Annotated in this window: 19 protein-coding genes; 9 read left to right on the forward strand and 10 right to left on the reverse strand. The window is 48.4% G+C overall.

Features of this window, described 5'->3' with window-relative positions; genetic code table 11:
- Positions 1–17: 17 nt before the first annotated feature.
- Both ACO0LH_RS22475 and ACO0LH_RS22480 read right to left on the reverse strand, forming a co-directional pair.
- Positions 18–2,021, reverse strand: coding sequence for an ATP-dependent DNA helicase (locus tag ACO0LH_RS22475; protein ID WP_422943476.1), 2,004 nt, complete (start codon positions 2,019–2,021; stop codon positions 18–20).
- A gap of 44 nt (positions 2,022–2,065) precedes the next feature.
- A complete protein-coding gene (locus ACO0LH_RS22480) occupies positions 2,066–2,266 on the reverse strand; it encodes a YdcH family protein (protein ID WP_422943372.1) in 201 nt (66 codons plus the stop codon).
- Between the two features lie 85 nt (positions 2,267–2,351).
- On the opposite strand from ACO0LH_RS22480, the gene ACO0LH_RS22485 reads away from it, so the two are divergent.
- Positions 2,352–3,152 (forward strand): PP2C family protein-serine/threonine phosphatase, encoded by an 801-nt coding sequence (locus tag ACO0LH_RS22485; protein ID WP_422943373.1) that lies wholly within the window; start codon positions 2,352–2,354, stop codon positions 3,150–3,152.
- A gap of 92 nt (positions 3,153–3,244) precedes the next feature.
- On the opposite strand, the gene ACO0LH_RS22490 is transcribed toward ACO0LH_RS22485, so the two are convergent.
- From ACO0LH_RS22490 to ACO0LH_RS22500, 3 genes are all read right to left on the reverse strand, one after another.
- Positions 3,245–3,892 (reverse strand): glutathione S-transferase, encoded by a 648-nt coding sequence (locus ACO0LH_RS22490; protein ID WP_422943477.1) that lies wholly within the window; start codon positions 3,890–3,892, stop codon positions 3,245–3,247.
- Positions 3,893–3,973: 81 nt separating this feature from the next.
- On the reverse strand, positions 3,974–5,773 hold the full coding sequence (locus ACO0LH_RS22495) for a type IV pilus assembly protein FimV (RefSeq protein WP_422943374.1): 1,800 nt from the start codon (positions 5,771–5,773) through the stop codon (positions 3,974–3,976).
- 489 nt (positions 5,774–6,262) lie between these two features.
- Complete coding sequence (locus tag ACO0LH_RS22500) at positions 6,263–7,021, reverse strand: RNA methyltransferase (protein WP_422943375.1); 759 nt, start codon at positions 7,019–7,021, stop codon at positions 6,263–6,265.
- Between the two features lie 169 nt (positions 7,022–7,190).
- Here ACO0LH_RS22500 and ACO0LH_RS22505 point away from each other — a divergent pair, with 169 nt between their 5' ends.
- The 3 genes from ACO0LH_RS22505 (at position 7,191) to mutS (ending at position 12,484) form a co-directional block, all read left to right on the forward strand.
- Complete coding sequence (locus ACO0LH_RS22505) at positions 7,191–7,982, forward strand: inositol monophosphatase family protein (protein ID WP_422943478.1); 792 nt, start codon at positions 7,191–7,193, stop codon at positions 7,980–7,982.
- 92 nt (positions 7,983–8,074) lie between these two features.
- Positions 8,075–9,475, forward strand: coding sequence for a DEAD/DEAH box helicase (locus tag ACO0LH_RS22510; RefSeq protein ID WP_422943376.1), 1,401 nt, complete (start codon positions 8,075–8,077; stop codon positions 9,473–9,475).
- 378 nt (positions 9,476–9,853) lie between these two features.
- Positions 9,854–12,484 carry a DNA mismatch repair protein MutS gene (mutS, locus tag ACO0LH_RS22515; protein WP_422943378.1) on the forward strand — a complete coding sequence of 877 codons (2,631 nt, stop codon included), beginning with the start codon at positions 9,854–9,856 and terminating at the stop codon, positions 12,482–12,484.
- A gap of 98 nt (positions 12,485–12,582) precedes the next feature.
- Here the strand turns inward: mutS and ACO0LH_RS22520 are convergent, their stop codons facing one another.
- Positions 12,583–13,128, reverse strand: a complete 546-nt coding sequence (locus ACO0LH_RS22520; RefSeq protein WP_422943379.1) for an FKBP-type peptidyl-prolyl cis-trans isomerase — start codon at positions 13,126–13,128, stop codon at positions 12,583–12,585.
- Between the two features lie 78 nt (positions 13,129–13,206).
- Between ACO0LH_RS22520 and ACO0LH_RS22525 the strand changes: the two genes are divergently transcribed.
- Positions 13,207–14,340, forward strand: a complete 1,134-nt coding sequence (locus ACO0LH_RS22525) for a JmjC domain-containing protein (RefSeq protein ID WP_422943380.1) — start codon at positions 13,207–13,209, stop codon at positions 14,338–14,340.
- Between the two features lie 306 nt (positions 14,341–14,646).
- Here the strand turns inward: ACO0LH_RS22525 and ACO0LH_RS22530 are convergent, their stop codons facing one another.
- The 3 genes from ACO0LH_RS22530 to ACO0LH_RS22540 form a co-directional block, all read right to left on the reverse strand.
- Positions 14,647–14,904, reverse strand: coding sequence for a hypothetical protein (locus tag ACO0LH_RS22530; protein ID WP_422943381.1), 258 nt, complete (start codon positions 14,902–14,904; stop codon positions 14,647–14,649).
- A gap of 169 nt (positions 14,905–15,073) precedes the next feature.
- Positions 15,074–15,421 (reverse strand): c-type cytochrome, encoded by a 348-nt coding sequence (locus ACO0LH_RS22535; RefSeq protein ID WP_422943382.1) that lies wholly within the window; start codon positions 15,419–15,421, stop codon positions 15,074–15,076.
- A 15-nt stretch (positions 15,422–15,436) separates the two neighbouring features.
- The gene (locus ACO0LH_RS22540; RefSeq protein ID WP_422943383.1) at positions 15,437–15,760 is read right to left on the reverse strand and encodes a c-type cytochrome; all 324 of its coding nucleotides are present in this window, start codon (positions 15,758–15,760) and stop codon (positions 15,437–15,439) included.
- Between the two features lie 280 nt (positions 15,761–16,040).
- Between ACO0LH_RS22540 and ACO0LH_RS22545 the strand changes: the two genes are divergently transcribed.
- Positions 16,041–16,904, forward strand: a complete 864-nt coding sequence (locus ACO0LH_RS22545; RefSeq protein WP_422943384.1) for an AAA family ATPase — start codon at positions 16,041–16,043, stop codon at positions 16,902–16,904.
- Between the two features lie 128 nt (positions 16,905–17,032).
- Here the strand turns inward: ACO0LH_RS22545 and acs are convergent, their stop codons facing one another.
- Positions 17,033–19,027: an acetate--CoA ligase gene (gene acs / locus ACO0LH_RS22550; RefSeq protein WP_422943385.1), complete on the reverse strand. Its 1,995-nt coding sequence runs from the start codon at positions 19,025–19,027 to the stop codon at positions 17,033–17,035.
- Between the two features lie 305 nt (positions 19,028–19,332).
- Here acs and ACO0LH_RS22555 point away from each other — a divergent pair, with 305 nt between their 5' ends.
- From ACO0LH_RS22555 to murI, 3 genes are all read left to right on the forward strand, one after another.
- Complete coding sequence (locus ACO0LH_RS22555) at positions 19,333–19,932, forward strand: TIGR00645 family protein (protein WP_422943386.1); 600 nt, start codon at positions 19,333–19,335, stop codon at positions 19,930–19,932.
- 129 nt (positions 19,933–20,061) lie between these two features.
- Positions 20,062–21,585 (forward strand): fumarate hydratase, encoded by a 1,524-nt coding sequence (locus tag ACO0LH_RS22560; protein ID WP_422943387.1) that lies wholly within the window; start codon positions 20,062–20,064, stop codon positions 21,583–21,585.
- A 58-nt stretch (positions 21,586–21,643) separates the two neighbouring features.
- Complete coding sequence (gene murI / locus ACO0LH_RS22565) at positions 21,644–22,480, forward strand: glutamate racemase (RefSeq protein WP_422943388.1); 837 nt, start codon at positions 21,644–21,646, stop codon at positions 22,478–22,480.
- The last annotated feature ends 73 nt before the right edge of the window (positions 22,481–22,553 follow it).

Raw genomic sequence — 22,553 nt, forward strand, 5'->3', positions numbered from 1 at the left:
ACTTAGATCTTTTATACTTAGATCTTGTCTTCGGCTGGTTTTCTTATTTTCTGGAAAAACGCCAATACATCTGTCAGCTCACGGGTACGGGCAAAAGCTGGCAGACTTTGCCAGATTCGCTTGCCATACGGTTTTGAAATTAACCTGGGATCGCAAATCATCAGCACACCCTTGTCACCTTCGTCGCGTATCAAGCGGCCAGCACCCTGTTTGAGGTTGATGATGGCTTCTGGCAGCTGGTGATGGACGAAGCCATTGAGGCCCTTTTTCTCCATCGCGGCAATGCGTGCCGACAGTACTGGGTCATCTGGCGGCGAAAATGGCAATTTGTCGATAATCACCAGTGACAAGGCTTCGCCACGCACGTCCACGCCTTCCCAAAAACTCTGACTGCCAATCAGCACGCCATTTCCGGCGGCACGAAACCTGTCCAGCAATTCTGTCCTGCCAGCATCGCCATGAACAAACAAGGGAAAATTCAGGCCACGTTTTTGGAATTCATCCCGCAGGCGTTCGGCACTGTGCTTGACGGCTTTTAGCGTTGTACACAGCAAAAAAGTCCTGCCGCCGGCGGCTTCGATCACTGGCAGGGCTGCATCAATGACCGCATCCATATACTCCCAGGTATTGGGTTGCGGCATACCGTTGGGCACATACAGGTAACCCTGCTCCTGATAATTAAAGGGGCTGGGCCAGGTATGGGCTGGCTCATTCCATAATCCCATTTGGGACACATAATGACTGAAGTCATTTTTGACTGCCATCGTGGCCGAAGTAAAAATCCAGGTGCGTGGCACACCTTCACGCTGTTTATTGAAAATGGGGGCGATGGAAAGAGGCGTCCTGTGCAATTGCAATGAAGTCGAAAACGCCTCTACCCACAGCACGTAATCGCCGGATTTGCCGTCATCTGCGGCATTCCATTTATGATACTGTTCATCGAGCAAAATAGCGCGGGCACGACACTGCTCAAGGGTTTCTGCACGTTCAGCCTGTTTTTCCAGCACGGCAAGCATGTCCTGCATGGTGCTCTTCAATGTCTCCAGCGCTTCAAAAAAGGGACTGGATGGGGCGATCTGGTCTATCGAATAGCGAACCACGTCTTGTGGAAACGCCAGCCGCAAATCGCGTGCAGCGCGCTCTACCGGTGCAACCAGCTTGGCCCATTCGGCGCCATCACGCGCATGCGACAAGCCTTCTGCAAGCACATCGCGACACAATTCCAGAACCTGCGACGTAGAAACAGTTTCACCAAAAAACAAAGTGGCAGTCTCAGGCAATTGATGTGCTTCATCAAAAATGACGGTGTTTGCAGAGGGCAACAATTCTGCAATGCCCGTATCTTTCAAGGCCACATCAGCAAAAAACAGATGATGGTTGACCACGACGACATCGGCCTGTTGCGCTTCTTTACGGGCCTTCATGACAAAGCAATCCTGGTAGTACTGGCATTCAGACCCCATGCAGGTATCTTTGGTGGATGTCACCAGGTTCCAGACCGAGGCATTTTCGGGTACGCGGGCCAATTCAGCCTTGTCACCGGTAGTCGTTGTTTTAATGAAACGGCCTATATCCCGCAAATAACCGACATCTTCACGCGAACTCAGGCGGCCATTCTGTATGGTTCTTTCCAGATGGTAATGACAAAGATAGTTTGCCCTGCCCTTAAGCAAAGCGATGGAGACCGGCGCCTTCAAGACTTTCCGTATGGTGGGAATATCCCGCAGGAAAAGCTGATCCTGTAAATTCTTGGTGCCGGTAGAGACGATCACCTTCCCTCCCCATAGCAAGGCAGGCGTGAGGTAGGCATAGGTTTTGCCGGTACCAGTCCCCGCTTCTGCCAGCAAAGTCTTTTGACCGGCGATCGCTTCAGCGATGGCCTTGGCCATTTCGGTTTGTGCCTGACGTGGGCGATAACCGTTCACCGATGCGCTTAAGGGGCCGGTTAATCCAAAAATATGTTCTACTTCGGCATCATGTATGCCTGCAACATGCGGTGTGGCTAGTGGTTCAGTCAAAATGGGGCAATCAGAAACTAACTAATAAGGCTCAGAAAAGCGGATAATCATGCAGGAACATCAGGTGTCAACTGCATACGTAGCAGTGTAATATGGTCTTTCAATTGCAATTTGCGCTTTTTTAAACGCCGGAGTTGCAATTCATCGTGACCTGGATCTTTAATCAACGCTTCGATTACCACATCCAGGTCCCTATGTTCAACCTCTAGCTCGATTATGCGTTGTAGTATTTGTTCCGGTTGGCTCATAGTCTTCTGGTTACAGTAAAATAAAGTTTAATTAAGGAAAGACCATTTTTTGGGTTTATCCCGTTAGTTTAATCTACCAAGACGTATGAGCCAATATAAGATCGAAGCAGGAACCGGACAACACATCGGTGACCGGCAAGAACAGCAAGACCGCGCAGCCCTTTTTGCGGCACCGCATGCCCCTGGCTATGTCATGGCCGTGGTGGCAGATGGCATGGGGGGCAAGAGTGGCGGTGCCCTTGCCGCCGAGCAGGTAGTACGTACTGCAAAACAACTTTTTGACGAATTTTACCCAGGTAATGATGTACACAGTCTTTTAGAAAATATTGTTAACGAAGCCCACACAGTCATTAAATTGTCCGGCGTATCCTCTGAAAAGGAGCCACATAGCACTTTTGTCGCCTTGGTTATTACCCCGAAACAAGAGGCAATCTGGGCCCATGTAGGTGATTCTCGCCTGTACCGCTTTACCGGCCCCAATTTTACCGAAAGAACCAAAGACCATTCGTATGTCGAAAAACTGGTCGATGAAGGCAAAATTGCGGCAGATGAAGCAAAGAGCCATCGCCTGTCCAATATCCTGGTCAACGTGCTGGGTTCAAGCACCACGGCACCATATATAACTTTTGGCACCTATACCCAGTTGAAGGCACATGATAGCTTTCTGCTCTGCTCTGATGGACTCTGGCATTATTTTGAAGATGCGGAGCTATCGGCAGCGGTGGCGGCCAATAGTCCGCGCCAGGCATCTGAATTTCTGATCAGAAAAGCACGGGACAGAGCCAGTGGACGCGGAGACAACTGCACATTCGCGATTGTAAAACTGGTGGAACCACCAGCAGAAGTAAAGTCCTATACCGTTCAAAAAATGCGCCGGGCCATTTGATGAAAAACGGTGCTTGCGCCAATTTGGCACAAGCACCGTCAATGATGCTTTGCTACGTTTTACGATGTCGCTTCCAACAACTCAATCCCTGATTATTTCGCTTTGCTTGCCATCAATTCCTGATTTTCTTTACGGTCAGCGTTAACTTTTTGAACGGTTGGTCTTTCAGACATAAACTTGACGTAGTCACGCGTCGGCAAGTCTGCCAAAAAATCACGCCCATAAATAATCTTGGTCGCCAGTGAGATCAAGGGAAAATGCACGACAGCAGCACAATCCGCCATGGTAAATTCTTTGCCACCAACAAAGGGATCAAACTTGGCAAGTGTTGCAAATGCGGGGATATTGCGCCCTAACATTTTTTCTACTTTCGCTTTGACTTCGTCCGTGACCTTGCCACCAAAAAATGCTTCTGCATAAAGTTCGCGCGTTGGCAGTTCCAGATGCAATTCTATGAATGTAATGAGCTCACGCAATTTGGCAGCAGCGAAGGGATCGTCTGGTAACAGTGGATGCTCTGGATAACAGTTTTCGAGATAATCAAGAATATCCTGCGATTCACATAATGATCCCTGCGGGGTTTCGATATACGGAATCTTGCCCAAGGGAGAATGCTGTAATAGCTCAGGTGAACGCCCTGTCCATACCAGTTTCTCTTCAAAAGGCAGAGATTTTTCCATTAACGCCAATTTGACTTTATTGTAATAGTTGCTGAGTGCAAAACCACACAAGGTAATCATAGGTCTCCATTTTATATTTGTGAGAATGAGAAATACTGTCTGCCTCAAACAGGTAAAAGTGCCTGGTTCAGCAAAAAGACATTATTCTTTATCTTTAAGAAAATCGATGGTTTCAAAATTAATCAGGTTTGAATCTGGCTCAGTAACAGCAGCAATCCTTGACTCGTCAGGAGCACTGACCTTGGTGACCGGCGCCCAGCCTTTGCCCTTTTGTCCGCCTGACCGTTCAAGTTCATTGGCAACCGAGATTAAAAGCAGGATGTCGCGATAGACGGGCAATTCAAAACCCATGCGCTTGCCATCCCTGTCATCAACCAGCAGGCTTTCGAGGAAAGGCAAAATATCATTGCTGGTCCAGAGCTTGCAGATTTTATTCATCAAGTGCTCAAAATCCTCCAGTTGTCTTACTGGTTGTGCAGTCAGATCGAGCTCATATTCAGGAATATTAGCGTTAAAAAACACCACAAACCTGTCCCTTAAACCATCATATTTTTCTTTATTTTCAGTAACCCGATACAAATCCAGCAGGTACAACCACGGCACAGGTGATTCAGGATGATCAACTTCAGCCAGAGGTTCAAGGATTTCTATTGCGCGCTGCGGGTCATTGACCGATATCCAGAACTCTGCTTCCTGAGTGACATCAGAAATCTCCTCTACCTTGACCGATTGTCCGCGGGTGGAAAAGAAGTTGAAGGTGCTGCTATTGCTATCCTCAAGCGTGGGCACATAAGCCTTACCAAACACTGATGGACTTTCAAGTTGACCAAGACTCGCTTCAGCGGCCGCCTTTCTGCTCGGCGCTGCTACCGGACGGCTGGCGACACCTGATTTCTCGTTGTCTATGATCTGGTATAAAGCACCGGTCGTGGTAGGACCATAAGAGGCTTGAATGCTATCGACAATCTCTTCGATATTTTTTTTCGGTTCTGGTTCGACTGCATGCTCATTTTGCTGCCACCACGTCGCAGCGAAATTTTTTCGCATGCGGGCGATATAAAGCAATAGCAAGGCAATGGCTGTTAAACCAGCCAGCACAAAAACCGATAAACCAATGATCCAGTTGCGGGAAAAACTGCTTTCTTTGGTTTCTTCCAACGCGGCCTTGTCGAGCTGGCTCTGGCGCTTGAGTTGTTGCGCCTCCTGCTGCAAACTCAAGATTTTTTGCTGCTCAGTTTTTAATTTATCAGAGGATACCAGGCCTGGATTTTCATCCCGCAACATGGCAGCCAGTTGCGCCTGTGCCGCACGCAGCTCTTCGATATTGGATGGCGCGCCGCCAGCGGACAAACTATCACTAAGCCGCAGTCCCTGAGGCACAAACGTCACATCATCCGACAACTTCAATGCATCTTTTGCCGGGGCAATGTTTTTATCAGTTTTAGTTTTATTTTCTAATGATTTCGCTGACTTTTTTTTTGTCGGCGGGACATTATTTTCAGCAGCAACAAGCTCGCTCAATTCAGGCAGGGCTTTGTCTTTTTTTGGGCGAGGTCTGACAACTGGCTGAATATTGACTAGTCCGGCAGGTGCAGCCTCTGTATTGCCTGATGATGTTTTTGGCAATGCAGTAGCGCTTGACGCAAGCTGAGCCGGTGCGAACTGAGGTGGGTCAAGCAGTACAAGAAACTCCCGATGCAACTGGATTTCACAACCCATATCAACCATGATCTTGACCGCAGGCTCCAACAGATTTTTACTGGTGCCCAATATCAGATATCGGGAGTTTGCCTTGGAAATCAAAGTGACATTCGCCGTTGCCAGCAATGTTCCATCTGGGGATTCAACCTTTGCCTTAAAGCAAGATTGTTCAATTTCAACAGCATCATTGCCGGTCACATCGAGTTGTGCTTTTAACTGCTGTCCTAAACCCGACTGCACAAGCAAGTTGCTGAAACCGAGCGCATAAGCATTCCCCACTGCGCCGGATGCAAATGCACCAAGGCAAACTAAGTACAAAGTTGATCGGCGGAATGGAAGGAGAATAATGATGACCTCAGATTAGTTGCTTCAGAAAATCAATTGCTATTCCTGAATGATAATATCTGCAATCTTACTGGCTTTATAACAATCCTTAAAGTAAGGTCCAATTGAAATCATGCAATAAACGAAGGAATGTTTGCTGATTTCAACATATTTATCATTTGCTGCAACAGGTGTTTCGGTTTACATCACTCTGCGCGCACCAAATTCTTTATATTTTTTTGATATATGAAGAAGTAAAACTACTAAAAATCAATGTCTGTGCAAGCAAATTATTTCTCAATTTGCATTGGCTAAAAAGACACAAAAGCAACATTTACAAAATAGTACATTTATTTACTGAGATCAACTTTATATTCAATCAATATTTTGAATTCAACAATAATTTCATGATTTTCTTGTATCAAGAATCTTTTTTGCAATTCCACGCAAGATGTTCACCTCTTCCACTTCAAGCTGCGCTCTCGATAGCATGCGCTTAAGGCGGGGCATCAATTTTTTAGGGTTATCAGGATCAAGGAAATCGATCGCCACCAATGCCTGTTCAAGGTGTCTATACATGCCATCAACTTCATCGATAGCCGCTAACTGCCCTTGAAAGCCAATATTGCTTGCAGCTGGCGAACCGTTATCTGCGGCCATCCTGCATTCATAGGATAAAAGCTGTATGGCTTGGGCGAGGTTCAGGGATGAGTATTCAGGGTTGGCCGGAATATTAATCAGGGCATGACAATTCACGACGATTTCATTGGGCAGCCCATAGCGTTCACTGCCGAAAATCAAGGCGATCTGAGATTGCTGCCGCTGAGTGACATCTTCGGCAAAAACTCTGGGGCTGAGTACAGGAGGAGAAAATTCGCGCAATCTGGCGCTAACAGCAGCGACATATTCGCAGCCGCTCAATGCCTCTTCTATCGTCCCGACAATACGGGTTGCATCAAGAACATCCTGAGCTCCGCTTGCCAAAGCGATGGCATCAGGGTGCTGCAAAGCATCCGCGAAGCGCGGATTGACCAGCACCAGCTCAGAGAAGCCCATGGTTTTTATTGCCCTTGCAGCAGAGCCGATATTGCCAGGATGGCTGGTTTCGACCAGGATGAAACGCAGGCGTTTGAAAAGAGATGTGTCAGTTTTTGGCAAGTTCATTTAAAATAGCAGTATTAAGCGTTAATTCGTGGTTGCTTGCGCCTTTCATTGCCTGGCTAACGACAATTACGCATGCTCTTTATCATTTTTGTGTAGCTTCGACACTACCGCACTTTACTGGTGCTTGTAGTTCGTATGCTGCCATTTTATCGGAAACCTTATGCACCCAATGCTAAATACGGCTATCAAAGCCGCACGTCGTGGCGCGACGATCATCAATCGCGCATCGTTTGACCTTGATCGCGTCAAAGTCACAGAAAAACAATTCAATGATTTCGTGACTGAAGTTGATCATGCGGCAGAAGCGGCCATCATTGAAGTGCTGACAACAGCTTACCCAGATCACGCTGTTCTGGCTGAAGAATCAGGGGCTTCCGCTAATTTACATGACGAAAATGATAATGTATGGATCATTGATCCACTTGACGGTACCACCAATTTCATCCACGGCTTCCCCCAATATTGCGTTTCCATCGCCCTGCAACAACGTGGCGTCATTACGCAATGCGTCATTTATGACCCTACCCGTAATGAAATGTTCACTGCCAGTAAAGGTGCCGGTGCCTTTCTGAATGACAAACGGATTCGCGTTACCCGTTGCGATAAACTTGCCGATGCCTTGATAGGCACTGGTTTTCCATCCCGCGATTTGTCCGGCCTCGATGAATACCTGGCCATGTTCAAAGCCATGACCAGCAAATGCCAGGGCTTGAGAAGGCCGGGCTCTGCCGCGCTCGATCTGGCTTATGTTGCCACTGGCCGCCTTGATGGATTCTTTGAAAAAGGCCTGGCCCCTTGGGATATCGCAGCGGGCGCATTGCTGATCACAGAGGCCGGCGGCATCGTTGGCAATTTCTCTGGTGATTCAGATTACCTGCACAAAGGTGATGTACTGGCTGGCACACCTAAAGTTTTTGCTCAGATGGTTAATGTTATGCAACCGTTTTCCGCTAAAAAGTAATTTTCTCACGCTCCGTAATACTGGAGCGCCCTCGCCTCTCGTACCGGGCTGATATATATCAACCCGGTCATACAGAAACACAGTAAAACCACATGGCAACATTCAACGAACTCGGCTTATCCGAGAACATTGTTCGCGCAGTCAGCGAACAAGGCTACACATCCCCTACCCCCATACAGTTGCAGGCAATACCTGCTGTCATTAAGGGTGGTGATCTGCTGGCAGGTGCGCAAACAGGAACCGGCAAGACTGCTGGCTTCACTTTGCCTATTTTGCAGCGTCTCTCTACCTCGGCAAACGCACCGAAAGACAAAACCAGCAAGCGCCCTATCCGCGCACTGGTGTTGACACCAACCCGTGAGCTGGCAGCGCAGGTAGAAGAAAGCGTGAACACCTATGGTAAATATGTCCCATTGAATTCAGGCGTTATTTTTGGCGGTGTCGGTATCAATCCGCAAATCAAGTTGCTAAAGCAAGGTGTTGACATTCTGGTAGCCACACCAGGCCGCCTGCTCGATCACCATCAACAAGGCACCATAGACCTGCGCCATATTGAAATTCTGGTGCTGGATGAAGCGGACCGCATGCTGGACATGGGCTTTATTCACGACATCAAAAAAGTACTGGCAGTCTTGCCATCCAAGCGTCAAAACCTGCTTTTTTCAGCTACCTTCTCTGACGAGATCAAGGCATTGGCCGATAAGTTGCTGGATAACCCGGCAATGATAGAAGTGGCACGCCGCAATTCCACGGTAGAAGTGATTGCACAAAAAGTGCACCCTGTAGACCGTGATAAAAAACATCCTTTGCTGGCCCATCTGATCAAGACCCATCAATGGTCACAAGTGCTGGTATTTACCCGCACCAAGCATGGCGCAAACAAACTGGTCGAGCAATTGGGTAAAGATGGTGTAGCGGCCATGGCGATTCATGGAAACAAGAGTCAGTCTGCCCGCACCAAGGCACTGGCCGAATTCAAGGATGGCAGCTTGCCGGTACTGGTTGCCACCGACATCGCTGCACGCGGCATCGATATTGATCAATTACCACACGTCGTGAATTATGATTTGCCGAATGTGCCAGAAGATTATGTCCATCGCATAGGCCGCACTGGCCGCGCTGGTGCCACTGGTGAAGCAGTTTCCCTGGTCTGCGTTGATGAATTCAAATTGCTTGCTGACATAGAAAAGCTCATCAAGCGCCAGATTCCGCAAGAAATCATTGATGGCTTCATCCCTGACCCACATGCCAAGGCACAACCGATACAACTGCGCAGCTTCGGCGCACCTGGTGGTGGCCGGAGCCAACCAGCAGGCCGCGGTCAGCGTCCGTCAGGCGAAGGCCGGTCACAACAGGCGCGTGCTCCAGGCAAAAGCCCCGCACAAGCGCAAGGTGCGCCACGAGATGGTCAAGCCAAACCACGGCCTGCTGGCCCAAGGCCGGTAGTAAAACAGTCTGCGCCACGCCGCTCTGGCAGTCGCGGCAACGGTTGATTTTTAACTGAGAAAATGTTTGCGGGAGCAATTCCAGCCTCCGCAAACATCAAAAAATATGCCTGCACCATGAATGCGGCAGTACACCCCCTCTTATGACTCGCCTCTTTTGCAGAATTTATCAGCTGTAAACTCCGCAATATTGCAAGTATATGAAGTATGCTTGTGCCTCAAATTCAAAAACTTTTTATAAAATTTCTGCGCTTGTTGCGATTTCTTGTCCGACATGCAGAGCCATCTTCATTTTGCAAAAACCTTGGCACTACAAACCTGACAGCCCCTCAGCCATAGACCACGTCATTCGTCTATGATATGGTGCGCACAAAACACAAGTTGGCAATTTTGATTTACCGCATTCAGCATTAAGTTCCCAAAGCTATGACCACGAAAGAAATACAACATACGCCTATGATGCAGCAATATCTGCGCATCAAAGCAGATCACCCTGACACCCTGGTGTTTTATCGCATGGGCGATTTTTACGAGCTGTTTTTTGGTGATGCTGAAAAAGTTTCACGCTTGCTGGGCATCACCCTGACCCAGCGTGGCAGTTCTGGTGGCGAGCCGATCAAGATGGCCGGCGTGCCATTTCATTCCCTGGAACCCTATCTGGCCAAACTGGTGAAAATAGGTGAGTCCGCTGCAATTTGCGAACAAATTGGTGACCCGGCTACCAGCAAAGGCCCGGTAGAACGCAAGGTCATGCGGGTGATCACACCCGGCACACTGACCGACACAGATCTTCTACCAGAAAAATCTGAGCGTCCTCTGCTAGCGCTTTGCATGCTGCAACAAAGAAAAACCGTCAGCATAGGCCTGGCATGGCTGTCACTGGCAAGTGGTGCTCTGAAACTAATGGAGATTTCTACCGATGAAAAATCCCTGCCACAACGCCTGCAACAAGAATTAGAACGCATCAGCCCGGCCGAAATCTTGCTGTCAGCTGGCACCCTATTGCTGGAAGAGCATTACAGTCAACTACCAGGCAAATTTTCTGAACTGCCGGACTGGCATTTTGATGTGAAACAAGGACAAAAATCCTTGCAAGATCAGATGGGTACGGCAAGCTTGACTGGCTTTGGCGTTGAAAACCTGAATGCCGCGCTGGGTGCAGCCGGCGCATTATTGCGTTACGCAGAGAGTACACAAGGGCGCGGTCTAAAGCATGTCAACACGCTCAATGTCGAAAGCGAGCATGAATTCATTGGGCTTGATACTGCCACCCGCCGCAACCTGGAACTGACAGAAACCTTGCGCGGGCAAGAATCGCCGACACTATTTTCATTGCTGGATCATTGCCGCACCGCCATGGGTTCCCGACTGCTGCGTCACTGGCTCCACCATGCACGCCGCGACCAGGGCGTAGCACGTGCACGTCACGATGCAATTAAGGCGCTGGTACAGGCAGACTCTACTGACGGCCTGGCGACAACGCTGAAGTCTGTGCCGGATATAGAAAGGATCACTACGCGCATCGCACTGCAATCAGCACGCCCGCGTGATTTGTCCAGCCTCAGGGATGGCTTGCAGCACCTGCCCGGCCTGCGCAATTATGTGAGCATGTGCATTGCAGATAATCAGACCAGTTTATTGACAAAGGTCTTGTCAGATCTGGATACGCCCGCAGAATGCCTGGATTTGCTGGAACGGGGGTTGATGCTGCAACCGGCAACCATGGTACGTGACGGTGGCGTCATTGCGACAGGATTTGACAGCGAACTCGATGAACTTCGCGCACTATCAGAAAATGCCGGTCAGTTCCTGATAGAACTAGAAGCATCTGAGCGCGAGCGTACCGGCATCGCCAATTTGCGCGTTGAATATAATCGCGTGCATGGCTTTTATATTGAAGTCACCAATGGGCAGACCGACAAAGTACCGGACAACTACCGCCGTCGCCAGACACTGAAAAATGCAGAGCGCTATATCACGCCAGAACTGAAAGCCTTTGAAGACAAGGCATTGTCTGCACAAGAGCGGGCACTGGTACGCGAAAAAATGCTGTATGAACGCCTGCTGCAGGATCTATTGCCACAAATAGCGCAATTGCAAAGAGTCGCCAATGCCATCGCGCAACTCGACACCCTGGTCAGCCTGGCTGAACACGCCACCCGCAATAACTGGTGTGCACCACAACTGGTGACCGAACCTGTATTGCAAATCAGCCAGGGTCGTCACCCTGTCGTGGAAAACCAGATTGAACGCTTTATCGCCAATGATTGCGATTTTTCTGCCGAACGCAAATTATTGCTTATTACCGGCCCCAACATGGGCGGTAAATCCACGTTCATGCGCCAGGTTGCCCTGATCACCCTGCTTGCTTATGTGGGCAGCTATGTGCCGGCAACAGAGGCAACGATAGGCCCCATAGACAGAATATTCACGCGCATAGGCGCAGCAGATGACCTTGCCGGTGGCCGGTCAACTTTCATGGTGGAAATGACAGAGTCAGCCGCCATTCTGAATGGTGCAACTGAGCATTCACTGGTGCTGATGGATGAAGTGGGTCGTGGCACATCCACTTTTGACGGCCTGGCATTGGCATGGGCAATTGCCAAGCACCTGATACAGGTGTCAAAAAGTTATACGCTGTTTGCCACCCACTATTTTGAGTTGACGCAATTGCCTGATGTACATTCAACTGCTGAAAATGTGCATCTTTCAGCAGTTGAGCATAAAGAAAACATTGTTTTCCTGCATGCAGTACAGGCCGGACCTGCCTCGCAAAGCTATGGCTTGCAAGTGGCGCAACTGGCAGGCATACCACAGGTAGTCATCAAATCTGCCCGCAAACACCTGGCTGACCTGGAAGCACAATCACTGCAATCAACCCCACAGTTTGATTTGTTTTCTACGAGCCCGATAGCCGCCGAGCCAGAACCCGTGGAAGCAATGCCCCTCAATACAGAATTGATGGATGCACTGGATGCCATGGAACCCGACAGCATGACGCCAAGGGAAGCCCTGGCCGCCTTGTACGAGTTAAAGGGCTTAAGTCATCACAAATGAAGTGACGTATCACTGTTATAAGTAAAAATGCCGCTGAAACCAGCGGCATTTTTTTATCAGAACTTATTTCATCGTTCATTTCACCGGAGAAGCGAATATCAATGCAGTGGGTGGCTGCGATATTCATTGCCGGATTCGTCTTCATCATCCTCGTCATCATGGTGATGGCCATGCGCGCCATGCACATGGCCGTGGGCGACTTCCTCATCCGAGGCTTCGCGGACATCTTCAACTTCCAGGCTAAAGCGCAAGGCAATGCCAGCCAGCGGATGATTGCCGTCAAGCACAACCTTATCTTCCGCGATATCGGTGATGGTGAAAATATGTGCATCCGCATCTTCTGCATCATCATCTGGCATGCCTTCGAATTGCATGCCAACTTCGAGCGGCGATGGGAAGCGCTCACGTGGCTCGACCTTGACCAGTTCGGCATCGTAATCGCCAAATGCGTCTTCCGGATTTAACTGTATGGTCGCCTTAAAACCTTTTTCCTGTCCTTCCAGTGCTTCTTCTATCTTGGGAAAAATATTATCATAGCCGCCATGCAGATAAACCATAGGCTCTTGTCCATCTTCAATCAGATTGTCTTGCGCATCTTTAAGTGTATAACGAGCCGTAACAACCGAGTTTTTGCCTATTTTCATCACAATTCCTTAAAAATTAATTCGCTGACGAATTATACCCGTCTAGTACATCTGTTTGCCTCAGCCTATAATGTTGAAATGAAAAAAATCACACCACCCCTGCCCCTGCTGGGCGGCATTTCTGCCGAGCAGTTTCTGAACGAATACTGGCATAAAAAGCCATTACTGATACGTCAGGCCATTCCTGATTTCAAACCTTTACTCAGCAAAGATGAATTGTTCGCGCTGTCTGGTCGCGACGATGTGGAATCGCGACTCATCAGTTTTTTCAACAAGCACTGGGAAATGAAGAATGGCCCGCAACAGCATTTACCGGTCAAACAGAAGCAGGACTGGACTTTGCTGGTACAGGGCGTCAATCTGCATGATGACGCCGCCAATGCCCTGTTAAGGCAGTTTCGCTTCATCCCCGACAGCCGGCTGGATGACTTGATGATCAGTTATGCGGAAGATGGTGGTGGCGTCGGGCCGCATTTTGATTCCTATGACGTGTTTTTATTGCAAGCTCATGGACAACGTAAATGGCGTATCGGCGCCCAGAAGGATTTGACGCTGGTCGAAGGCATGCCACTTAAAATCCTGAGCAAATTTAAAGCCGAACAGGAATTTATACTTGAACCTGGCGACATGCTGTACTTGCCACCGAAATATGCGCATGACGGCGTCGCTGTTGGTGAATGCATGACTTATTCCATAGGTTTTCGCGCACCTTCATATCAAGAGCTGGGTGAGTCTTTTCTGCATTTTATGTCAGAATCCATCGACCTTCCTGGACGATATGCTGACCCTGAGTTGAAGCCCAGCACCAAACCAGCCGAAATCAGTAATGAAATGGTTGACGATATCTCAGCAGAAATTGCAAAAATACGCTTTACTGATGATGATATTTTGATCTTTTTGGGCGAACATCTTACCGAACCAAAACCCAACGTCTTCTTTAGCGGTCCTGAAAAACCCCTGGCACCGAAGCGTTTTCACCAGGCTGCCATCAAAAATGGACTGAAATTATCCAACAAATCGCAAATGCTCTATAAAGGCAAGCATGTCTTTATCAACGGCGAATCATTTGCGGTAAATAGGGAAGACAAAATCAGCCTGAATAAACTGGCAAATGAAAGAAGGCTTGATGGCGCAGATCTGGCCGCCGTCTCAGCCGATGTGCTGGAAGCATTTTGCTTATGGTACGAAGATGGTTGGCTGGAAATTTGTTAACCAATGCTGCATTGCGCCATTTTTTCATAATCTGAAAGAAAATTTTCTTCCGGCAAGAGCCCTATTTTCAAGAAAAAGCTGAAAACTCCTACTAAAACTGGGCTCTTACTTATAAATAATGATTGTTTTGAGTGCAAAAATGCATCTAAACCTATTCCAACATTGGAAAAATCATTATAATCTCGGGTTAGGAAACTTTCGTAGGGGCCGAATGTCGTTTTGGCGAGAAGCTCGCGAATTAACCTATAGAGCGATAATTACCGGTAATTATTCATCGCAAAGTTTTGATCTTCTTTTTTGATCTATTTATTGAAAGTACAAACATGAAAAAATCACTCTTGCTCGTTTCCCTGTTGGCAATCGCTTTGGCTGCTTGCGGTAAAAAAGACGACGCGGCATCCGCATCTGCAGCAGCTTCCGTAGCTGCTCCAGCACCAGCATCTGCTCCAGCAGAAGCCCCAGCAGCAGTTCCAGCACCAGCAGCAGCTTCTGATGCAGCAGCAGCTTCCGGCGCAGCTCCAGCAGCTTCTGCAGCAGCTTCTGCTCCAGCAGCAGCTTCCGCATCTGCTTCCAAGTAATTTTTAATTACTTAAGAAAAACCGACCTGATGGTCGGTTTTTTTTCGCTTGCATCAGAATTTCTGCGATTTGCTTCATGCAAAACTATGCTTTCGCAAAATCAGGATACAAAAAAAGCCACGATAAATCGTAGCTTTTTTGCAAATATTCTCTGATTATTTTTTCAGAACCAGCTCACTGGGCAAACTGTGCAAGTACGCTGCAATATTCTGGATGTCAGTATTCGACAACTCTTTCGCTTTTGGCCCCATAGTTGCATTAGCACGACCGTTTGCAACATCTCCGCCACGTTGATAAGCTTTTAACGCCTGAGCGATGTAGTCCGCATGCTGACCAGCCAATTTAGGGTAGGACGGATCTTTAGGTGTGCTGTAATTATCGCCGTGGCAAGAAGCACAATCAAATTTTTTCACGGCAACTTTACCTGCCTCAATATCACCGCCAGCAACAGCAGCGAACGACGTCAGGGACAACAAGGTCGCCATCAACATGGTTTTTTTCATAATCTGCTCCTGTTTTTATTTTTGTTGAGAGTAATAGGCTGCCAAATCAGCAATATCTTGCTCAGACAGGCTACCGGCAATACCACGCATACTTGGATGCTTGCGATCACCTTTCTGATAGGCTTTCAAGGCATTTTCGATGTATTTAACTGACTGTCCACCGATCATGGGCACTTGATACACTTCAGGAAAAGTCGCCTTATATCCAGGGATAGCATGGCAACCGATACACATGGCGATTTTCTTTTCTGCGGCATCTTTAGGATTGCCAACCGGATCAGCTGCCATGGCAGCTTGAGCGAGGCTCGCCAGAGCGAGGAGTGCAAACAATTTTTTCATAGTAGCGAATATTAAATTAGCAGGCAGATCAATAAATTCAATGTTTTGACTTAACGCAGCATTTTAGCTGATTACAGTTAAATTTGCGTAAAAAACCTGGGGCAACAAAGGCGAGTAAGGATGAAAAAGCCGCATTTATGTAAGACGGCAAACAAAAAAACGACCGTAGAGACATCACCAAGGCAAGCAAAAAAGAACAGGCGTTCACAAGAGCCCGGATTCTGGCTTATACTCATCGGGCTGTTTATTCAAACATCCACGTAAACAACTGACCAATACCATGACGCAAGTTCCAAATAATCTCCGTTTTGATGGTGCCGATAATTATGTCGCCACCGATGACCTGAAGCTCGCGGTAAATGCGGCACTGAGTTTGCAGCGCCCTCTGCTGATCAAAGGCGAACCAGGCACAGGCAAGACCATGCTGGCTGAAGAGGTTGCAGCGGCGCTGAATATGCCCCTGATGCAATGGCATATCAAATCCACTACCAAGGCCCAGCAAGGCCTGTATGAGTATGACGCCGTGTCACGTTTGCGTGATTCACAACTCGGTGACGAGCGCGTCAAGGACATTCACAACTACATCATCAAGGGCGTCTTGTGGCAGGCATTTACTGCTGACGAACCCGTGGTTTTGCTGATCGATGAAATCGACAAGGCCGATATAGAATTTCCCAACGATTTGTTGCGCGAACTTGACCGCATGGAATTCTATGTCTATGAAACCCGCGAAATGGTACGCGCCAAACACCGCCCACTGGTCATCATTACGTCAAACAATGAAAAGGAATTGCCGGACGCCTTCCTGCGTCGATGCTTCTTCCACTACATCAAGTTTCCCGACAAGGAAACCATGCAGAAAATTGTCGATGTACATTTCCCCAAATTGAAAACAGACTTGCTCGCCCAGGCTTTGCAAACCTTTTATGAAATCCGCGATGTTGCTGGTCTGAAGAAAAAACCATCCACTTCAGAATTCATAGACTGGCTCAAGCTCCTGCTGGCGGAAGATATCCCAGTGGAAGCCATGCGCAGCAAAGATAATAAAGCCATCGTACCACCGCTGCACGGTGCATTATTAAAGAATGAGCAGGATGTGCACCTGTTTGAGCGCCTGGTATTCATGTCACGCACCAATCGCTAATCAACAATCAGGTTGAAATAAAAAATGGCACCGCATGTCTCAACATGCAGTGCCATTTTAATATTACCGGTATTTATACAAATGCCTCATCTGTGTGAAGCTGTCGGTATTCTTTAATTTTTATCAGTTTATTGTGCCTGCTTGAGCTGCTCAAGGATTGCCGGATTTTCAAGCGTAGAAATATCCTGGGTAATTTCCTCGCCTTTTGCCAGCACACGTAACAGGCGTCGCATAATTTTACCAGAACGTGTCTTCGGTAAGTTATCTCCAAAACGAATTTCTTTTGGTTTCGCTATCGGACCGATTTCCTTGGCAACCCAGTTACGCAGTTCGGTAGCGATCTGCTTGGCTTCATCACCAGTTGGACGTGAACGTTTCAATACGACGAAAGCACAAATCGCTTCGCCCGTGGTTTCATCTGGCTTGCCAACCACAGCCGCTTCGGCAACCAGGGGGTTTGCCACCAATGCAGATTCAATTTCCATCGTACCCATACGATGCCCGGATACATTGAGCACATCGTCAATACGGCCAGTAATGGTGAAATAACCCGTATCCTTGTTGCGGATCGCGCCATCGCCTGCCAGATAGACTTTGCCACCAAATTCTTCGGGGAAATAGCTCTTTTTAAAACGCTCAGGATCACCCCAGATGGTACGTATCATTGACGGCCAAGGGCGTTTCACCACCAGGATACCACCCTGTCCGTTCGGCAGATCATGACCCGTTTCATCGACAATCGCTGACATGATGCCAGGCAAAGGCAAGGTGCAGGATCCTGGAACCAAAGGCGTTGCACCTGGCAACGGCGTCATCATATGTCCGCCGGTTTCAGTTTGCCAGAAGGTGTCAACGACAGGGCAATTGCCACGACCAATGTTATTGTAGTACCACATCCAGGCTTCAGGATTGATAGGCTCGCCGACAGAGCCGAGCAAGCGCAAGGAAGACAAATCATATTTGTTCGGATGCACATTGGCATCGCCATCTGCTGCCTTGATCAAAGAGCGAATTGCTGTAGGGGCCGTATAAAAAATCGTTGCCTTGTGCTTTTCTATCATGCTCCAGAAACGGGCAGCATTTGGGAATGTTGGGATACCTTCAAACACAATCTCAGTTGCGCCGACAGCCAAGGGACCATAAGTGATATAGGTGTGTCCCGTTACCCAGCCGATATCAGCAGTGCACCAGAAGACATCGGCAGGCTTGATGTCGAAAGTCCATTTCATTGTCAAGATGGCCCACAACAGATAGCCGCCTGATGAATGTTGTACGCCTTTCGGCTTGCCAGTGGATCCCGATGTGTAAAGTATGAACAAGGGGTGCTCTGCGCTAACCCATTCCGGCTCGCACACCTTAGACTGCGTAGCGACCAACTCATGCATCCACAGATCACGGCCTTCAGCGATATTGACCTTGCCACCGGTACGCTGATAAATCACAACACTCTTTACCTTTTCGCAATCGCCCAGTGCCAGTGCTTCATCGACAATAGACTTCAAGGGCAAATGCTTGCCACCGCGAACCTGCTCATCAGCCGTGATTACAGCAACCGCACCAACATCCACGATACGCTCTTGCAGGGACTTAGCCGAAAAGCCGCCAAATACCACCGAATGTGTGGCCCCGATGCGGGCGCAGGCCTGCATGGCCACGACCCCCTCTACGGACATTGGCATATAAATGACTACACGGTCTCCCTTGCCAATGCCCAGCGATTTCAAGCCATTGGCAAACTGACAGACCTTTTGATGCAATTCCTGGTAGCTTACTTTTGTTACCTCACCGCCATCTGCTTCAAATATCACGGCGATTTTATCTGCATTGCCGTTTTGCAGATTGACATCCAAGCAGTTGTAAGACACATTCAGCAAGCCATCTTCAAACCACTTATACATAGGCGCATTCGACTCATCCAAAATGGTTTCGAAAGGCTTGTGCCAATGCAGGTTTTCGCGTGCCAGTCTGGCCCAAAAGCCTTCGTAATCCTGCTCAGCCTCTTTGCACAATGCGTTATAGGCGTCCATACCTGAAATTGCAGCATTGGCAGCAAATTCTGCGGGCGGGTAAAAAATACGGGATTCAGCTTTGGCTTCTGTATGCACAGCGTTAAGGTCAGACATTTTTATCTCCAACTTGTTATCGTTTGATTGAAATCTTCACTTCTGTAAGCCTCAGGCAAAACCATTGCAGTATGACACTGCCATTTTGCACAAGTCCCGAGCGGTATTAAATTAGGCAAACCTTAAACTGAGAGACTTACTCAAGCCTTACGGTCTTACAATGATGAAAATGATACCACAGCAATACCATTTAATCTCCACTATGTACCTACCTCTACAGTGGCAGGCACACCAATTGCGATTGCCCATGTAAAATATAGGCTTGCTCGTCAACACGCTATAGCGTAGCTACCAAGATTGCACACATGCCAAAACCAGACTCCATCAAAAAACTTTCACCGCTCGCCAATTTAATCTTCTTCAGTCGCTGGTTACAGCTTCCCCTTTATCTGGGTTTGATACTGGCGCAATGCGTGTATGTATTCCATTTCTGGGTTGAACTGGTTGATCTGATCGGCGCTGCGATGGGTAATGAAGCCGCGCTTAAACATATTTTTGATGCAGTTGCCACAGGTGGCGTGCGCCCCAGCAAACTGACCGAAACCACGATCATGCTGGTGGTATTGGGATTGATTGACGTTGTCATGATTTCCAATTTGCTCATCATGGTAATTATCGGCGGTTATGAAACCTTCGTGTCACGACTCGGGCTTGATGGTCACCCCGATCAGCCTGAATGGCTTTCACACGTCAATGCCTCCGTTCTTAAAGTGAAACTGGCGATGGCTATCATCGGTATCTCCTCCATTCATTTATTGAAAACCTTTATCAATGCAGGCAATTATGAACCGCATGTCATCCTGTCGCAGACCCTGATACATCTGGTGTTTTTATTGTCAGCACTGGCTATTGCCCATTGCGACCGCATCATGACCGACACCGCGCAAGTCGCCAGCAAACATTAATGAAACTCAACAGCTCCAGGCGCGTTGCCCAGTATCACTGGGGCTGATCATATTTTTCAAACAGCTTTGTTTATTGCTTTAACGCCTTACGAAATTCCAGTTTTCTTTCACCTAGCCCAGAGCCAAATCATGACAGTCATCAAACAAGACGATCTGATCGAATCCGTAGCAGCCGCGCTGCAATACATCAGTTACTACCACCCCGCAGACTATATCGCTCATCTGGCACGTGCCTACGAGGCCGAACAGAGCCCGGCGGCAAAAGATGCGATTGCGCAGATCCTGACCAACTCGCGTATGTGCGCTGAAGGCCGTCGCCCGATTTGCCAGGATACGGGCATCGTCAACGTCTTCCTGCAAATCGGCATGGGTGTGCGCTTTGAAGGTTTCAGCGGTTCGATTATCGACGCTGTCAATGAAGGCGTTCGCCGTGGCTACAACGATCCAGACAATAAATTGCGCGCATCCATCGTGGCTGACCCGCATTTTGAGCGCAAGAATACCAAAGACAATACGCCAGCCGTCGTCCATATGGAACTGATACCTGGCAATACAGTTGATGTCAAAGTTGCGGCAAAAGGCGGTGGCTCTGAAAACAAAACCAAGTTCGTCATGTTGAATCCTTCTGATTCACTGATTGACTGGGTCATGAAAACCGTACCTACAATGGGCGCTGGCTGGTGTCCGCCAGGCATGTTGGGCATAGGCATAGGCGGCACCGCAGAAAAAGCGATGTTGATGGCGAAAGAGTCGTTGATGGATGACATCGATATGTATGAACTCAAACAACGCGGCCCGCAAAACAAGACTGAAGAATTGCGGATTGAATTGTGCGACAAAATCAATGCCCTGGGCATAGGTGCACAAGGCCTGGGCGGCCTGACTACCGTCCTTGACGTCAAAATCAATATGTACCCTACCCATGCTGCATCCAAACCAGTTGCCATGATCCCTAACTGCGCGGCCACCCGCCATGCGCATTTTGTACTGGATGGTTCCGGCCCGAGCTACATAGAACCACCAAAACTGTCTGACTGGCCGGATGTAAGCTGGGCACCTGATACAGAAAAATCCAAACGCGTAGATCTGAACACCCTGAGCAAGCAAGAAGTCGCTTCCTGGAAACCAGGCCAGACCTTGCTCTTGAACGGCAAAATGCTGACTGGCCGTGATGCCGCACACAAGCGCATCCAGGACATGCTCGCCAAAGGCGAACAACTGCCTGTCGATTTCACCAACCGCGTCATTTATTACGTAGGCCCGGTTGATCCTGTGCGTGATGAAGCAGTTGGCCCCGCTGGCCCGACCACAGCAACCCGCATGGACAAATTCACCGACATGATGCTGGAAAAAACTGGTCTGATCTCCATGATAGGCAAGGCAGAACGCGGCCCTGTCGCCATTGAATCCATACGCAAACACCAGTCTGCCTATCTGATGGCAGTTGGAGGTGCGGCTTATCTGGTTTCCAAGGCCATCAAATCAGCCACCGTCGTTGGTTTTGCTGATCTGGGCATGGAAGCAATTTATGAATTTGATGTCGTCGATATGCCTGTCACCGTTGCGGTTGATTCCAGTGGTACTTCCGTACACAACACTGGCCCGAAAGAATGGCAGGCAAAGATAGGGATCATTCCTGTCAGTGGCTCCTGAGCCAGCAATCAACAAAAAGTGAACCAGGCAAGATAAATCAGAATGAGAATACCTCTACATGAAGTTTGACAGTTCTGCTCCTGTAGGGGTATTTGATTCAGGGGTTGGTGGTCTATCAGTATTGCAGCACATACATCAAGCCCTGCCACATGAAAAATTGGTATACGTGGCGGACTCGAGTTTTGCGCCCTATGGTGACAAGACGAGTCACGAGATTCTGAAACGCAGTATTGCCATCACAGATTTTCTACTCAGCCAGGATATCAAAGCCGTGGTGGTTGCCTGCAATACAGCAACCGCAGCAGCGATTTCCCATATGCGTCAGTTGTATCCGGACCTGATTGTTGTTGGCATAGAACCTGGATTAAAACCAGCCGCCCTGCTGAGCAAAACAAAAAAAGTCGGCGTTCTGGCTACTTTATCGACGATACAGAGTGATAAATACCAAAGATTACGCGTTCAGTTAAACGAAGAAACAGGCGTCGAATTTTTTTCCCAGGCCTGCGTAGGTCTGGTAGAGCAAATAGAAAAAAAAGAAGTAGATGCAGATCAAATTCGCTCTTTGCTGCAACACTACCTGCCCCCCTTGTTAAATGCAAAAGTCGATACCTTGGTGCTAGGTTGCACTCATTATCCTTTTGTCGCTGATTTCATCCATGAATTCATATCTGCATATACTGATGACAGTAAACTTATCAGGCTCGTTGATACCGGAAAGGCCGTGGCAACGCGCCTGCAACACCTGCTAGCCGACCGACTCCTGATAACTTCTGAGAGTGGCACGCCCGCCATTACAGCCTATACTGGTGGCAACTCGGAAACACTTAAACATGCGTTTACTGAATGGATACATATCCCGGAAGAGCAATTAAGTATCTCCACATTTCTGATTTAATCTTGTTGCCTCACACCGGATGCTCAAAGCATAAAGCCAATCCTTCCTGAATTCGTTATTGTCGATAACCAAA

The organism is Undibacterium sp. TJN19 (assembly GCF_049339485.1).
Lineage (GTDB): Bacteria > Pseudomonadota > Gammaproteobacteria > Burkholderiales > Burkholderiaceae_D > Undibacterium.